Source organism: Kitasatospora sp. GP82, from assembly GCF_029892105.1.
Classification (GTDB): domain Bacteria; phylum Actinomycetota; class Actinomycetes; order Streptomycetales; family Streptomycetaceae; genus Kitasatospora.
The window spans coordinates 1-14,869 of the sequence record NZ_JARZAJ010000027.1 but is presented as its reverse complement, the minus strand read 5'-3'; the positions used below and the strand labels follow the sequence as shown (position 1 = coordinate 14,869).

11 protein-coding genes are annotated in these 14,869 nt (G+C 71.0%); 4 read left to right on the top strand and 7 right to left on the bottom strand.

All coding sequences use genetic code 11. The annotated features are described in order from the left end of the window. The first annotated feature begins 103 nt into the window (after window positions 1-103). Window positions 104-1,474 (top strand): gluconate:H+ symporter, encoded by a 1,371-nt coding sequence (locus P3T39_RS25350; protein ID WP_280701319.1) that lies wholly within the window; start codon window positions 104-106, stop codon window positions 1,472-1,474. A 170-nt stretch (window positions 1,475-1,644) separates the two neighbouring features. Here P3T39_RS25350 and P3T39_RS25345 read toward each other — a convergent pair whose 3' ends face one another. The 5 genes from P3T39_RS25345 to mmuM all read right to left on the bottom strand — a co-directional run bounded on the left by P3T39_RS25345 (window position 1,645) and on the right by mmuM (window position 7,972). After that, window positions 1,645-3,240, bottom strand: a complete 1,596-nt coding sequence (locus P3T39_RS25345; RefSeq protein WP_280701249.1) for a glycerol-3-phosphate dehydrogenase/oxidase — start codon at window positions 3,238-3,240, stop codon at window positions 1,645-1,647. 183 nt (window positions 3,241-3,423) lie between these two features. After that, window positions 3,424-4,941, bottom strand: coding sequence for a glycerol kinase GlpK (glpK, locus tag P3T39_RS25340; protein ID WP_280701248.1), 1,518 nt, complete (start codon window positions 4,939-4,941; stop codon window positions 3,424-3,426). A 116-nt stretch (window positions 4,942-5,057) separates the two neighbouring features. After that, window positions 5,058-5,777: an MIP/aquaporin family protein gene (locus tag P3T39_RS25335; RefSeq protein WP_280701247.1), complete on the bottom strand. Its 720-nt coding sequence runs from the start codon at window positions 5,775-5,777 to the stop codon at window positions 5,058-5,060. 358 nt (window positions 5,778-6,135) lie between these two features. Further along, window positions 6,136-6,900 (bottom strand): IclR family transcriptional regulator, encoded by a 765-nt coding sequence (locus P3T39_RS25330; protein WP_280701246.1) that lies wholly within the window; start codon window positions 6,898-6,900, stop codon window positions 6,136-6,138. Window positions 6,901-7,045: 145 nt separating this feature from the next. Continuing rightward, the gene (gene mmuM, locus P3T39_RS25325) at window positions 7,046-7,972 is read right to left on the bottom strand and encodes a homocysteine S-methyltransferase (RefSeq protein ID WP_280701245.1); all 927 of its coding nucleotides are present in this window, start codon (window positions 7,970-7,972) and stop codon (window positions 7,046-7,048) included. A gap of 290 nt (window positions 7,973-8,262) precedes the next feature. On the opposite strand from mmuM, the gene P3T39_RS25320 reads away from it, so the two are divergent. From P3T39_RS25320 to P3T39_RS25310, 3 genes are all read left to right on the top strand, one after another. Further along, a complete protein-coding gene (locus P3T39_RS25320) occupies window positions 8,263-9,249 on the top strand; it encodes an NUDIX domain-containing protein (RefSeq protein WP_280701244.1) in 987 nt (328 codons plus the stop codon). Further along, window positions 9,246-9,791, top strand: coding sequence for an NUDIX domain-containing protein (locus P3T39_RS25315; protein WP_280701243.1), 546 nt, complete (start codon window positions 9,246-9,248; stop codon window positions 9,789-9,791). The genes P3T39_RS25320 and P3T39_RS25315 overlap by 4 nt, the downstream gene beginning before the upstream one ends. 159 nt (window positions 9,792-9,950) lie before the next feature. Then, window positions 9,951-11,987 (top strand): acetoacetate--CoA ligase, encoded by a 2,037-nt coding sequence (locus tag P3T39_RS25310; RefSeq protein WP_280701242.1) that lies wholly within the window; start codon window positions 9,951-9,953, stop codon window positions 11,985-11,987. A gap of 80 nt (window positions 11,988-12,067) precedes the next feature. Here the strand turns inward: P3T39_RS25310 and ptsP are convergent, their stop codons facing one another. Both ptsP and P3T39_RS25300 read right to left on the bottom strand, forming a co-directional pair. Beyond that, window positions 12,068-13,738 (bottom strand): phosphoenolpyruvate--protein phosphotransferase, encoded by a 1,671-nt coding sequence (gene ptsP / locus P3T39_RS25305; protein ID WP_280701241.1) that lies wholly within the window; start codon window positions 13,736-13,738, stop codon window positions 12,068-12,070. Window positions 13,739-13,922: 184 nt separating this feature from the next. Beyond that, entirely contained in the window at window positions 13,923-14,372 is a 450-nt protein-coding gene (locus P3T39_RS25300) for a PTS glucose transporter subunit IIA (protein WP_280701240.1), read from the bottom strand. Window positions 14,373-14,869 lie beyond the last annotated feature (497 nt).

Here is a 14,869-nt window from a genome sequence, read left to right as displayed (position 1 = left end):
CTCCCGGCAGCGGGGCCGCTCGGGCCCGGGGCGGAGTGCGGCCCGTCAACGGAGACTCCGAGTGACCCTCACCCCCACTCTCCTCGCGGCCGCCCCACCGGCCCTGCCGCACACCAGCAGCAACGGCCTGCTGCTGGCAGCCGTGCTGATCGGCATCGGCGTGATCGTCCTGCTGATCACCAAGCTGAAGCTGCATCCCTTCCTCGCCCTGACCATCGGCTCCGGGGTGCTCGCCGCCGTCGCCGGTGCGCCCTTCGACAAGCTGACCAACAGCTTCGTCACCGGCTTCGGTGCCACGGTGAGCGGCGTCGGTCTCCTGATCGGCCTGGGTGCGATGCTCGGCAAGCTGCTCGCGGACTCAGGCGGGGCGAACATCATCGCGGACACCGTGCTGTCGCGGTCCAGCAAGCGGATGCTGCCCTGGTCGATGGCGCTCATCGCGGCCGTCCTCGGGCTGCCGCTCTTCTTCGAGGTCGGCGTGGTGCTGCTGGTCCCGATCGTGCTGCTGGTCGCCCGGCGCGCCCCCCTGTCCTACGGAGTGAGCGTTCCGCTGATGCGGATCGGCATTCCGGCGCTGGCCGGACTCTCCGTCCTGCACGGCCTGGTGCCCCCGCACCCGGGCCCGCTGGTGGCCGTCGACGCGCTCAAGGCCGATCTCGGCGTGACCCTGGCACTCGGCCTCCTGATCGCCGTCCCTACCCTGATCGTCGCCGGTCCGCTGTTCGCCCGCCTCGCCGAGCGCTGGGTCGGCCCGCTGGAACTCCCCGCCGAGACCACCCCGGTCGAGAGCACGCGCCCCGAGCACACCCCGCGCTTCGGCGCGGTGCTCGCCACCATCCTGCTGCCGGTCGTCCTGATGCTCGGCAAGGCCCTGGCCGACGTGGTGGTCGACGACCCCAAGGCCGGTGTCCAGCGCTTCCTCGACTTCGTCGGCTCGCCGCTGATCGCCCTGCTCGCCGCCGTGCTGCTGGGCATGCTGACCCTCGGCAGGGCCGCCGGCTTCGACAAGGCCCGGATCTCCACCACCGTTGAGAAGTCGCTCGGCCCGATCGCCGGCATCGTCTTCATCGTCGGTGCGGGCGGCGGGTTCAAGCAGACCCTGATCGACGTCGGCGTGGGCAACGCGGTCACAGACTGGTCGGCCAAGTGGCACATCTCAGCCCTGCTGCTGGGCTGGCTGATCGCCGTACTGATCCGCCTGGCCACCGGCTCGGCCACCGTCGCCACCATCACGGCCGCCGGGATCGTCGCGCCGCTCGCCGCCGATATGTCCAGCACCCATGCGGCGCTGCTGGTGCTCGCCGTCGGCGCGGGATCGCTCTTCTTCTCGCACGTCAACGACGCCGGATTCTGGCTGGTGAAGGAGTACTTCGGGATGAGCGTCGGTCAGACGCTGAAGTCGTGGTCGGTGATGGAGACGGTGATCTCGGTGGTCGCCATCGCACTGATCCTCCCGCTGAGCCTCGTCATCTAGGGCTGCTTCCGACGTACCGTCAGTATCCCTGCCGGCCACCGGAGACGGATGACGTGCTGCCCGCGCGATCGGCCTGACCACCGCGTGGCGCAGCCTTCGGACCGACCGGTGGCGGGCACGCCGAAGGGCGGGTACCCAACCCCCGGGTACCCGCCCTTCAGCAGTCGGGATCAGCCCTGGCGGCGCTTCCCCAGGAAGGACTCCACCTGCTCCCGGATCTCCGGGGTGTCCAGGCCGCGCACGGTCATCGTGGTGCGGCGGCGCAGGACGTCGTCCGCCGTGTACGCCCACTCGCTGTCGGCGGCGTACGCGACCTGGGCCCAGACGTCCGGGCCGTCCGGGTGGATCGGCTCGCCCAGCTCGGGGTTCTCGGCGATCATGTGCGCGATCTCGAAGGAGAGCGTGCCGTAGTGGCTCGCCAGGTGCTTGGCGACCAGCGGCTGCATCCGCGAGCCGGGCTCGCGGTCGATCAGCAGACGGTGCGCGACGGCGTTCGGCGCGCCGACACCCGGCAGCGGGACGGTCGCGGCGATCGGCGACATGTCCTCGGCCAGACCGGTGCCGGACACGTGCGCCAGCTTCTCCAGCACGGTGCGGCCGATGTGGCGGTAGGTGGTCCACTTGCCGCCCGCGACCGAGAGCATGCCGCCCCGGCCCTCGGTGACGACCGTCTCGCGCTTGGCGGCGGCGGTGTCGCCGGGACCGCCGGGCAGCACGCGCAGACCGGCGAAGGCGTAGGTGATCAGGTCGCGGTCGAGGTGCTCGTCACGGATCGCGTGGCCCGCCTCGCCCAGGATCTGGTCGATGTCGGCCTCGGTGGCGCGCACATCGCGCGGGTCGCCGGTGTACTCCTCGTCCGTGGTGCCGAGCAGGACGTGGTCCTCCCACGGGATGGCGAAGGAGACACGGTACTTGTCGATCGGGATGGTCAGCGCGGCACGCCACGGGGTGCGGCGCTTGACCACGACGTGCGCGCCCTTGGAGAGGCGGATGCTCGGCGCCGCGCCCGCGTCCTCCATCTGGCGCAGGTGGTCGACCCAGGGGCCGGTCGCGTTGAGGACGAGCCGGGCGTTGACGCCGAACTCGGTGCCGTCCAGGCGGTCCTTCAGGTCGGCGCCGGTCACCCGCCCGGCGGTGAAGCGCAGACCCGTGACCTCGGCGTGGTTGAGCACCACGGCGCCCGCGTCCACGGCGGCGCGCACCGTCATCACGGCGACGCGCGAGTCGTTCATCTGGTGGTCGCCGTAGACCGCGACCGAGCGCAGGCCCTCGGTGCGCAGCGCGGGCACCTGCTGGGCGGCGTGCGCGGCGGTGGAGACCCGGCCCATGCCGTCGCGGAAGGCGGACAGCGCCGAGTACAGGAAGACGCCCGCGCCCAGCTTGGTGGCGCCGTGCGGGCCGCCCTTGTAGACCGGGACGAAGAAGGTCAGCGGGTTGACCAGGTGCGGGGCCACGTCGGTGGCCAGGGCACGGCGCTCCTTGTGGTTCTCGGCGACCAGCTTGACCGCGCCGGTCTGCAGGTAGCGCAGACCGCCGTGGACCAGCTTGGAGGAGGCGCTGGAGGTGGCACCGGCGAAGTCGCCCGCGTCCACCATGGCGACCTTGAGGCCCGCCTGGGAGGCGGTCCAGGCCACGGCCGTGCCGAGGATGCCGCCGCCGATCACCAGCAGGTCGTAGGTCGCCTTGCCCAGCAGCTCACGGGTCTCGGCGCGGGAGGCGGTGCGTCCGGCGGTGCGCTCGGCGCCCAGGGTCGGGATGGTTGCCATTGGTTTTCCTTCGCGATCATTGAATCTGGTGGCACGGAACGCTGTGCCTCCGCTACGCCCTGTCATGCGCCGCAAGGCGCCGGGCAGGGCTTGTCCGTCATGAGTCCGCGTGAGCTGACAAGTGAGAAGCCTCCTCCCCCCAAGGGGAGGAGGAGGAGTCACGGTGTGTGTACGGCGCTCAGCTCAGCTCTGGTGCTCGTCTTCTTCCACCCACCCCATGGTGCGCTCGACTGCCTTGAGCCACTTCTTGTACTCGCGCTCCCGGGTGGCGTCGTCCATGCGCGGCGTCCACTCGGCGGCGCGGTGCCAGTTGGCCCGCAGGGTGTCCAGGTCCGGCCAGAAGCCGACCGCGAGACCCGCCGCGTAGGCTGCGCCGAGCGCGGTGGTCTCGGCCACGTACGGGCGCTCGACCGGGGCGTTCAGGACGTCGGCGATGTTCTGCATCAGGAGGTTGTTGGAGGTCATGCCGCCGTCGACCTTGAGGGCGGTGAGCTCGACGCCGGAGTCCTTCTCCATGGCGTCGACCACCTCGCGGGTCTGCCAGGCGGTGGCCTCCAGGACGGCACGGGCCAGGTGGCCCTTGGTGACGTACCGGGTCAGACCGGCGATCACACCGCGGGCGTCGGAGCGCCAGTACGGGGCGAACAGGCCGGAGAAGGCCGGGACGAAGTAGGCGCCGCCGTTGTCCTCGACGGTGTTCGCCAGGGTCTCGATCTCGGCGGCCGTTGAAATGATTCCGAGTTGATCCCTCAGCCACTGCACCAGCGAGCCGGTGACGGCGATCGAGCCCTCCAGGGCGTAGATCGGCTTCTCGTTGCCGATCCGGTAGCCGACGGTGGTCAGCAGGCCGTGGTAGGAGTTGACGATCTTCTCGCCGGTGTTCAGCAGCAGGAAGGTGCCGGTGCCGTACGTCGACTTGGCCTCGCCCTCGTCGAAGCAGGTCTGGCCGAACAGCGCCGCCTGCTGGTCGCCGAGTGCCGAGGCGACCGGCACGCCCTCCAGGTCGCCGACCGCGTGGCCGTAGACCTCGGCGGAGGAGCGGATCTCCGGAAGGACGGCCAGCGGCACCTCCATCGACTCGGCGATCTTCTTGTCCCAGGCGAGGGTGTTCAGGTTCATCAGCATGGTGCGGCTGGCGTTGGTGACGTCAGTGACGTGCTTGCCGCCGTTGACACCACCGGTGAGGTTCCAGATGACCCAGGTGTCCATGGTGCCGAAGAGGATGTCCCCGGCCTCGGCGCGCTCGCGCAGGCCCTCGACGTTGTCCAGCAGCCAGCGGATCTTCGGACCGGCGAAGTAGCTGGCCAGCGGCAGGCCGGTCTCGCGGCGGAAGCGGTCCTGGCCGACGTTGCGGCCCAGCTCGCGGCAGAGCGCCTCGGTCCTGGTGTCCTGCCAGACCAGCGCGTTGTGGACGGGCTCACCGGTGTTCTTGTCCCACAGCACGGTGGTCTCGCGCTGGTTGGTGATGCCGACCGCGCGGATGTCGTCCTTGGTCAGTCCGGCCTTCTCCAGCGCGCCGCGGACCACGGACTGCACACGAGTCCAGATCTCGGTGGCGTCGTGCTCGACCCAGCCCGGCTGCGGGAAGATCTGGCGGTGCTCCTGCTGGTCGACGGCGACGATCCGGCCGTCGGCGCCGAAGATGATGCAGCGGCTGGAGGTGGTGCCCTGGTCGATCGCGGCGACGTAGTTGGCAGTCATGGAAGTCCTCGGCTCGGTAAAGAGGGTGATGGGGTAGGGGCCGGTGCGCCTGACGCAGTCTTCAGTCCCCACCCGGGCGAGCGGGGCAAACCCCGTTGGTACTGCTGGAGGCCGTGTCAGAAGGCGACGTGGTACAGCCCGCCGGCGAGCAGACCGCCGATGACCGGACCGACGACCGGGATCCAGGCGTACGACCAGTCCGAGCCGCCCTTGTTCGGGATCGGCAGCAGTGAGTGCACGATGCGCGGTCCGAGGTCGCGGACCGGGTTGATGGCGTAGCCGGTCGGGCCGCCGAGCGAGAGGCCGATGCCGACCACGACGAAGGCGGTGATCAGCACACCCATGCCGGACTCGCCGAGGCCCTTGTTGAGGCCCTGGGTGAGGATCGCCATGCAGAGCACCATGGTGGCGATGATCTCGGTGATCAGGTTCTGGATCGGGTTCCGGATCTCGGGACCGGTCGAGAAGATGCCGAGCGTGGGCTCCTCGTTGGCCTGGAACTGGCCGAAGTAGGTAAGCCACACCAGCACGGCGCCGATCATCGCGCCGAGCAGCTGGGAGCCGAGGTAGACCGGCACCTTGCTCCAGTCGCCGCTGTCGACGGCGAGGGCCAGGGTGACGGCCGGGTTGAGGTGCGCGCCGGACTTCGGGGCGACCATGTACGCGGCGATCATGACCGCGAAGCCCCACCCGAAGGTGATTGCCAGCCAACCTGCGTTGACGGCCTTGGACTTCTTGAGCGTGACGGCGGCGCAGACGCCACCGCCGAGGAGTATCAGCGCGGCAGTGCCGAGAGTTTCGCCGACGAAGATGTCGCCGTTGGAGAAGGCGGACACACAGACTCCTTTGTCTGTTTGGCTCCTTTGTCCATGTGGCCCGGAGCAGGTGGGGGAGGGCACGTCACGGCGGGGGAGTCCGCGACGGGTGGGTGCTTCCCGTCCCGGGGGTGCACCCTGACGGTGAAGTGCCCGGGGATCTCCGGACACTGTTCGACAATGTCGACCGTCATGCGGAAGCTTCCCCCTGGTGTCGCCCCCGCGTCAAGGCCGGGTGACACTCCTGTGACCCATTACTCACAGTGATCGGAAATCCTCGGCGAGGAAGCCGCTCAAATCATGCAAAAAACAGACAGAACGTCAGAGCGCGGGCAGGCTTGTGCCTGCCCGCGCTCTGACACGCAGTGAGGGGAGAGGATCAGAAGCGGCCCGCGCCCAGGTCCCGCGAGATGGCCCGCGCCGCGCTGCGCACCGAGGCGACCAGGGAGGGACGCACGAACCCGTCCTCGCAGACCCGCTCCACCGCGCCGCTGATGCACACCGCGCCGACCGGGTTGCGTCGCCGGTCCTGGATCAGCGCACCGATCGAGGCCACGCCCTCCCAGGTCTCCTCGATGGCGTCGGCCCAGCCGCGCTCGCGGATCAGCGCGCACTCGGCATCGATGTCGCCGAGTTCGGTGAGGGTGCGCGAGGTGTAGCCCTCCAGCGGGCCCTCGTTCAGCTCCCCGCGTGCCACCGGGTCGTACGCCAGCAGGACCTTGCCCAGCGCGGTGCTGTGCAGCGGCTGCATCGAGCCGACCTCCAGCACCTGCCTGGTGTCGTCGGGCCGGAAGACATGGTGGACGACCAGCACGCCCTGCTGGTGCAGCACCCCGAGGTAGACCGTCTCACCGGCCGCGCGGGCCAGGTCGTCCGCCCAGACCAGGGCACGGGCGCGCAGCTCGTGCACGTCCAGATAGCTCTGGCCCAGCCGCAGCAGTTCTGCGCCCAGCTGGTACTTGCCGCTCTCCGGGTCCTGCTCGACGAAGCCCTCCTGCTGCAGGGTGCGCAGGATCCCGTGTGCCGTCCCCTTGGCCAGACCGAGCGCCGTGGCCACCTCGGACAGGCCCAGCCGACGCTCACCGCCGGCCAGCAGGCGCATGATCGCGGCTGCCCGCGAGAGCGACTGGATCGGGCCGGGCATGTGCACCTCCGCTGACAGACGGTCGACATTGTCGACCGAAGTGGTATCGCCATGAGTCTGCCAGGCCGACGGCCGGGCGCGCACGTTTCCCCGGAGTTGCCGTCAGCTGTACCGGGGGTGCGGACTGTCTGAACGGGGCGTGCGGTCAGCCCCGGAGCGCGCGTACGGACTGCGCGAGCCCCGCGATCTGGTCCTGGCCGACCCGGCAGCAGCCGCCCACCAGTCGCGCACCGTCGGCCAGCCAGGATGCCACCCGGTCCGGACGGAAGGTCGGCCGGCCCTGCCAGCGGCCGGCATCCCAGTGCTCCCCGCTGTTGGGGTACACCACCACCGGCTTGCCGGTCGCCTGGGCGGCGAGTCCGACGGCCACGTCCGCATCCCGCGGCGAGCAGCAGTTCACCCCCACCGCCAGCACCTCGGGCACCTGCGCCGCCAGTGCGAACGCCTCCGCCAGCGGCTGCCCGGCCCTGGTCCGCCCGCCCTCGATGCTGAACGACAACCACGCGGGCACCCCGAGACCGCCGAGGACGCCCAGCAGCGCCTCGGCCTCGTCCGCGTCCGGGATCGTCTCTATCGCCAGCACATCGGGACCGGCCGCCGCCAGCACCTCAAGACGAGGCCGGTGGAACGCCGCCAGCCTGGCCACGCTCATCCCGTACCGGCCCCGGTACTCCGAGCCGTCGGCCAGCACCGCACCGTAGGGGCCCACCGAGGCCGCCACCCACAGCGGCCGGTCGACCGCCGCCTGCCGGGCAGCCTCGCGTGCCAGCTCCACGCTCCGGCCGAGCAGCCGCCCGGCCTCCTCGCGACCGACGCCGCGCCGGGCGAAGCCCTCGAAGCTCGCCTGGTAGCTCGCGGTGATCGCGACACTCGCACCCGCCTCGTAGTAACCGAGGTGGGCCCGGGTGATCGCCGCCGGATCGTCCGCCAGCAGCCGCGCCGACCAGAGCTCGTCCGACAGGTCGTGTCCGGCATCCGCCAACTGGTTCGACAGCCCGCCGTCCAGCACCAGCGGCCCGGCGGCGAGCGCCTCGGCGAAGGAGACCGGCCGGACGGGGGGAGCGGCGGACACGGAGGGCCTCCTGGCAGCGCAACTGGGGGTGCCTGCACTCTAGGGCCTGCCGGGCCGGGCCCGGGTACGACGTCAGCCGTGCACTCCTCGGGGGCACCCCCGGCCCTGCACGGTCTCCGTCCGCGGAGGGGCCCATCCACCGGATACCCGTGAGCCCCGGACGACCCCGGCGGCTCCCTCCTGCGCGGTCCGCTCCACCGCAGGTCAAAAACGGTTGGCCGGTTGTCAGACGGATGCGCTAGGTTCTGCTCAGATCGAGAACGACCGGGGCTCCGCGGGGGAGGTGCGGCATGGCCACAGGGAGGGTGACGCCCGATCAGCAGTGGTCGGCGGCCTACGATCCGTGCGCCTACGGACTCATAGCCGTCACGGTCGACGTGGTCGCGCTGACGCTCTGTCAGGGCAGGCTCAGCGTCCTTCTCGTGCGGCGGGGCGAGCCTCCCCACCAGGGGTGCTGGGCGCTGCCCGGTGGCTTTCTCCGCGCGGGGGAGGAGAGCCTGGAGACGGCGGCGGTGCGCGAACTCGTCGAGGGGACGGGCCTGCACCTCACGGCGGACGCGGACGCGGCGCTGAGCCGCATCCACCTGGAGCAGCTCGGTACGTACGGAGACCCGGGCCGCGACCCGCGGATGCACGTCATCTCGGTCGCGTACCTGGCCTTCGCTCCCGATCTACCGGCCCCAGAGGCCGGCACCGACGCGGCAGTCGCCGCCTGGCACCGGGTCGATTCCCTCGACCTCGCTGCCACCCGGGCCTCCGGCCCGTCCGCCGAGGCCCACGGGGGTGGCGTCGGCGGACGGACCGGAGCCGCTCCGGGCACCCACGGCCACCACGGCGGCGTCTTAACCGAGCCGCCCCGGCCGCCCGCACCCACCATGGGCCGCACCCGCACCGCCCTCGCCCTGGACCACGCCCGGATCCTCGCCGACGGCCTCGACCGCGCCCGCGCCAAGCTGGAGTACAGCCCGCTGGCCACCGCCTTCCTCGGGCACGACTTCACCATCCCCGAGCTGCGCGCCGTCTACGAGGCCGTCTGGGACGAGAAGCTCCACCCGGGCAACTTCCATCGCAAGGTCCTCTCCGTGCCCGGCTTCGTCGAGGGCACCGGCGCCACCTCCCACCGCGGCGGAGCCAGAGGCGGCCCCCGCGCCCGCTGCTACCGCTCGGGCGACGCCCAGATCCTCCACCCACCCCTGCTCCGCCCCGCCCGCGAGGACGAAGCACCCGCAACAGCCGGGGCATGCCTGGTTCCCAGACCGCTACCATCCACCTCATGACGACCCAGCAGGCCCGCCGCAGCCCCTTCGGCCCCGGTACGCACTGCCACTGGTGCGGCACCGCCTACCCCTCCGGCACCGTTGCCTGGCCCCGCACCTGCCCGGGCTGCGGCGAGATCAGCTACCGCAACCCACTGCCCGTCGTGGTCACCCTGCTCCCCGTCACCACACCCGAGGCCCAGGCCCTGGTCGTCATCCGCCGCACCATCGAGCCCGGCTACGGCAAACTCGCCCTCCCCGGCGGCTACGTCGACTACGGCGAGAGCTGGCAACAGGCCTGCGTACGCGAACTCCACGAGGAGACAGGCATCGAGGCCGAGGCCGACCTGATCACCCTGGTCGCCACCGACTCCGACCAGGCCGGCGGCTACCTCTGCCTCTTCGGCCTCCTCCCCGCCCGTGACCTCGCCGAGCTACCGCCGTCCAAGCCGACCGACGAGACCGACGGCTGGCAGCTGATTCCCGCCCCCGTCCCACTGGCCTTCCCGTTCCACACCCGCGTCTCCACCGCCTGGTTCCAGGGCGCCTACGCCCATCCCTGACCAGGCCCTGCCGGGTTCCCCCACCAGGAGTTCAGCACTCCGACCAGCGGGACTCTGGCGCTGTCGACGATCACGTGGCATGGTCTGCACCGTCAGCGCCAGTCGGACGGGCTCCGCCACAAGCAGACCCGTCCCCGCCCAGGCCGGGAGACCACCACCGTGAGCACCCCAACCCAGGACCAGCCGCTCTGGCGGCCCGACCCCGCTCGCGCCGCCGCCACCCAGCTCGTGGCCTTCCAGACCTGGGCCGCCGAACACCACGGCGCCCCTGCCGCCCCCCTCGCCCCCACCACGGACGACGACCAGGCCGCCGCCCGCTATGCGGCCCTGCACACCTGGTCCACCGAGGACCTGGAGCGCTTCTGGACGGCCGTCACCCAGTGGTTCGACGTCCGCTTCTCCACTGCGCCCGAGGCCGTCCTCGCCGATACGGCCATGCCGGGTGCCCGCTGGTTCCCCGGCGCCCGCCTCAACTACGCCGAGCACGCCCTCCGCCATGCCAAGCCCGCTCCGAACGGAGAGAAGGGGAATCACGCCGACCAGCCGGCCATCCTCCACCTCGACGAGACCACCGAGCAGCCCACCGCCCTCAGTTGGGCCGCACTGCGCCGCCAGGTCGGCTCGCTCGCCGAGGCTCTCCGAGCCCAGGGCGTGCGCCCCGGCGACCGCGTCGGCGCCTACCTGCCCAACATCCCGCAGGCCGTCGTCGCCCTCCTCGCCACCGCCGCCGTCGGTGCCGTCTGGACGTCCTGCGCCCCCGACTTCGGCGCCCGCAGCGTCCTCGACCGCCTCCAGCAGATCGAGCCCGTCGTACTCTTCGCCGTCGACGGCTACCGCTACGGCGGCAAGGACCACGACCGCACCGAGGTGGTCGCCGAGCTGCGCCGCGAACTGCCCACCCTTCGCGCCGTGATCCACGTCCCCCTCCTGGGAGCTCCCGTCCCCGAGGGTGCCCTCCACTGGGACGACCTGGTCGCCGCGGACACCGATCCCGTCTTCGAACAGGTCCCGTTCGACCACCCGCTCTGGGTGCTCTACTCCTCCGGCACCACCGGCCTGCCCAAGGCCATCGTCCAGAGCCAGGGCGGCATCCTGGTCGAGCACCTCAAGCAGGCGGGCCTGCACCTCGACCTGGGCCCCGAGGACCGCTTCCTCTGGTACACCTCCACCGGCTGGATGATGTGGAACTTCCTCGTCGCCGGCCTCCTCGTCGGGTCCACGATCGTCACCTACGACGGAAGCCCGGGCCACCCCGACACCGGTGCCCTCTGGTCCGCCGCCGCCCGCACCGGCGCCACCGTCCTCGGCACCTCCGCCGCGTACGTGATCGCCAGCCGCAAGGCCGAGCTGCACCCGGGCCGCGATCTCGACCTCAGCGCCGTCCGCTGCATCGGCACCACCGGCTCCCCGCTCCCGCCCGACGGCTTCCAGTGGATCTACGACGAGGTCAAGCAGGACGTCTGGCTCGCCTCCGTCAGCGGCGGTACCGACGTCTGCAGCTGCTTCGTCGGCGGCGTCCCCACCCTTCCGGTGTACCTCGGCGAGATCCAGGCCCCCTGCCTGGGCGCAGCCGTAGAGTCCTGGGACGTCCAGGGCCGCCCGCACCCCGGTGAGGTCGGTGAACTGGTCGTCACCAAGCCACTCCCGTCCATGCCCACCGGCTTCTGGAACGACCCCGACGGCCATCGCTACCGCGACAGCTACTTCGAGATGTACCCGGGCATCTGGCGCCACGGCGACTGGATCACCGTCACCGCACGCGGCACCGTCGTCATCCACGGCCGCTCCGACTCGACCCTCAACCGCCAGGGCGTCCGAATGGGCTCCGCCGACATCTACGAGGTCGTCGAGCGCCTCCCCGAGATTGCCGAGTCCCTGGTCATCGGCCTGGAGGAGCCGGAGGGCGGCTACTGGATGCCCCTCTTCGTCGTCCTCGCCCCCGGCGCCGCGCTCGACGACTCACTCCGTGCCCGGATCCGTACCACCCTGCGCGAGCAGCTCTCGCCGCGCCATGTGCCCGACGAGGTCATCGCGGTGAACGGCCTTCCGCACACCCTCACCGGCAAGCGGATCGAGGTCCCGGTCAAGCGCCTGCTCTCCGGCACCCCCCTCGACCAGGCCGTCAACCCGGGCTCCGTCGACAACCTCGACCATCTGCGCTTCTTCGAGACCCTCGGTCGCGAGCGCCGCGCCTGAGGGCACCCGTCCCGGTCGAACGACGAAGGGGCGCCCCGCTGCGGGGCCGCCCCTTCATCACCTCGTCACATCACCCGGCATCACTCGCCGGAGAGCACCTGCTGCGCCGCAGCCCGTGCCTCCTCGGCGGTGTCGGTAGCCCGAGCCGCCTCCGCCGCCCGCTGGCACTGCGCCAGCGTGTACTTGGCAAGAGCGCTCCGCACGTAAGGAATCGACGCTGCGCCCATCGACAGGCTGGTGACGCCGAGACCCGTCAGCACACAGGCGAGCAGCGGGTCGGAGGCCGCCTCGCCGCACACGCCGCAGCTCTTACCGGTGGACCGTGCCGCATCGGCAGCAGCGGCGATCAGATCGAGCAGCGCGGGCTGCCACGGGTCCTGAAGCCGCGCCAGCGCACCCACCTGACGGTCGGCGGCGAAGGTGTACTGAGCGAGGTCATTGGTCCCCAGCGACAGGAACTCGACCTCCCGGAGGATCGAGCGGGCGCGCAGCGCGGCCGAGGGGATCTCCACCATCGCGCCGAACTTGGCCGACAGCCCCGCTTCCCGGCAGGCATCCGCGAACGCCTTGGCATCCACCCGGTCGGCCACCATCGGCGCCATCACCTCAAGGTGCACCGGCAGCCCCTCGGCCGCCTTCGCCAGCGAACGCAGCTGGCTCTGCAGCACCTCGGGATTGTCGAGCAGGGTACGAAGACCCCGCACACCCAGTGCCGGGTTCGGCTCGTCGACCGGAGTCAGGAAGTCCAGCGGCTTGTCGGCACCGGCGTCCAGCACCCGCACCACGACCCGGCTCTCCGGGAACGCCTCCAGCACCTTCCGGTACGCCTCGACCTGCTTCTCCTCACTCGGAGCCTTCGCCGAGTCGTCGAGGAAGAGGAACTCCGTCCGGAACAGACCGACACCCTCTGCGCCCGCATCCAGCGCGGCCGGCAGGTCGGCGGGCCCACCGACATTGGCGAGCAGCGGCACCTTGTGACCGTCCGAGGTCTGACCCGGGCCGGACGAGGCGGACAGCGCGGCCTTCCGCTCGGCAGCGGCCTGCCGCAGCTCGGCCTGCTTCTCCTCGGACGGGTTGACCAGAACCTCACCGGTGCTGCCGTCCACCGCGACGACCAGGCCCTCGATCAGCTCGGTCGCACCGGGCAGCGCGACGACGGCCGGGACACCCATCGCACGGGCGAGGATGGCGCTGTGGCTGGTCGGCCCGCCCTCCTCGGTCACAAAGCCGAGCACCAGGGTCGGGTCCAGCAGTGCGGTGTCGGCCGGCGCCAGGTCGCGGGCGAACAGCACATACGGCTCGTCGCTGTCCGGCACACCCGGCATCGGCACACCCAGCAGACGGGCGACGATACGGTTGCGGACATCGTCCAGGTCGGCGACCCGGCCGGCCAGGTAGTCACCGGCGGCGGCCAGCAGAGCCCGGTAGGCGGCGAAGGCGTCGTACACGCCGCGCTCCGCGCTGCTGCCGACGGCGATCCGGCGGCTGACATCCGCCATCAGCTCGGGGTCCTGCGCCATCAGCGCCTGGGCCTCCAGTACGGCCTGGGCCTCGCCACCCGCCAGGTTTCCCCGAGCGATCAGGTCCGCCGCCACGGCATCCACAGCCGCCTGCGCGCGAGCCTGCTCGCGCGGCGCGTCCTCGGTCGGGATCTGAGTCGCGGGCGGTTCGAGGACCGCAGTGCCCATGTGCCGGACCTGGCCGATCGCGACACCATGGCTGACACCTACGCCGCGCAGCGCCTGTTCCATTTTCTGTGTTCCTTTCACCCGTACTCCGGCCGTTCGCCACTCCTCGTGGCTTTCGTCGGGGCCGGGCCGGGCTTGTCCGTCACGGGGTCACTACGGGTGGTGGCCGCTCGGCGGCCTGGATAGTGCGGTGCGCCGTCCCACGCGCCAGCACGCGGGACGGCGCACGATGCGCATGTACCCGGGATCAGTTCCAGGTGAACAGCGTGCCGCCGGTGGCGACATCACCGGTCTCGACAACCTCGCCGAGCTGCTCGGCCGAGGCCTCCAGCGCGACGATCGGCGAGATCGGCGACTTCCCGGCCGCCTCGACCGCGGCCGGATCCCACTTGATGACCGGCTGACCGCGCTTGACCTGGTCGCCCTTGCTGACCAGCAGCTCGAAGCCCTCGCCGTTCAGCTGCACGGTGTCGATCCCGAGGTGCGTCAGCACACCGTGACCGTCCTCGTCCATCACCACGAACGCGTGCGGGTGCATAGACACAACCAGACCGTCCACCGGAGCCACCGCAGCGGTGGGCTCCCGGACCGGGTCGATGGCAGTGCCGGGGCCCACCATGGCGCCGGCAAAGACGGGGTCGGGCACGGCAGCGAGCCCAACGGCGCGACCGGCCAGCGGCGAGGTCACAGTGGTCATGGTGGAGCCTCCCAAGTACGGAGTACAGCGTGCCGCCGCGGGCAGCGACGGAGACATCGACTGAAGCCTAAATCATGCCAAGTTGGGACATATCGCAAGGATCTCGCGGGTGCGCCACGTGCGTCCCCCGGCTGTACGCCGCGCCAGTGTCGACGGCCCCCGCGAGTTCAAGTGGTCTAGTCCTCTTGGCCAACGCGCCGCACTCTACGGCATCTGGCTGAGCGTCGACGATCGCGGAGACCTCCAGCCTCCGCGGGCCGCCCGCATCTGATCGGGTGACACCCGGTGTGCCTCGATTAGGCACTGGCGTCAGGACGGGCTATCGTTGCTCAGGTCGCCGCGCTTCAGCGGTGAACAAAGCAAGTCGGATCAGTAAACCTCTGGTTAACACCGGGAAAATGGATCTGATAAGCTGGGAACACGAAAGAACGAAGCGCCCGGAGGGCCCGCTGGAAGGCGGCTCGAAGGAAGCGTCCGTTCCTTGAGAACTCAACAGC

Coding starts and splice junctions, on each gene's coding strand:
- P3T39_RS25345 (WP_280701249.1), bottom strand. CDS start 3,240: ATGGCAACCATCCCGACCCTGGGCGCCGAGCGCACCGCCGGACGCACC.
- glpK (WP_280701248.1), bottom strand. CDS start 4,941: ATGACTGCCAACTACGTCGCCGCGATCGACCAGGGCACCACCTCCAGC.
- P3T39_RS25330 (WP_280701246.1), bottom strand. CDS start 6,900: ATGCCCGGCCCGATCCAGTCGCTCTCGCGGGCAGCCGCGATCATGCGC.
- P3T39_RS25320 (WP_280701244.1), top strand. CDS start 8,263: ATGGCCACAGGGAGGGTGACGCCCGATCAGCAGTGGTCGGCGGCCTAC.
- P3T39_RS25315 (WP_280701243.1), top strand. CDS start 9,246: ATGACGACCCAGCAGGCCCGCCGCAGCCCCTTCGGCCCCGGTACGCAC.
- ptsP (WP_280701241.1), bottom strand. CDS start 13,738: ATGGAACAGGCGCTGCGCGGCGTAGGTGTCAGCCATGGTGTCGCGATC.
- P3T39_RS25300 (WP_280701240.1), bottom strand. CDS start 14,372: ATGACCACTGTGACCTCGCCGCTGGCCGGTCGCGCCGTTGGGCTCGCT.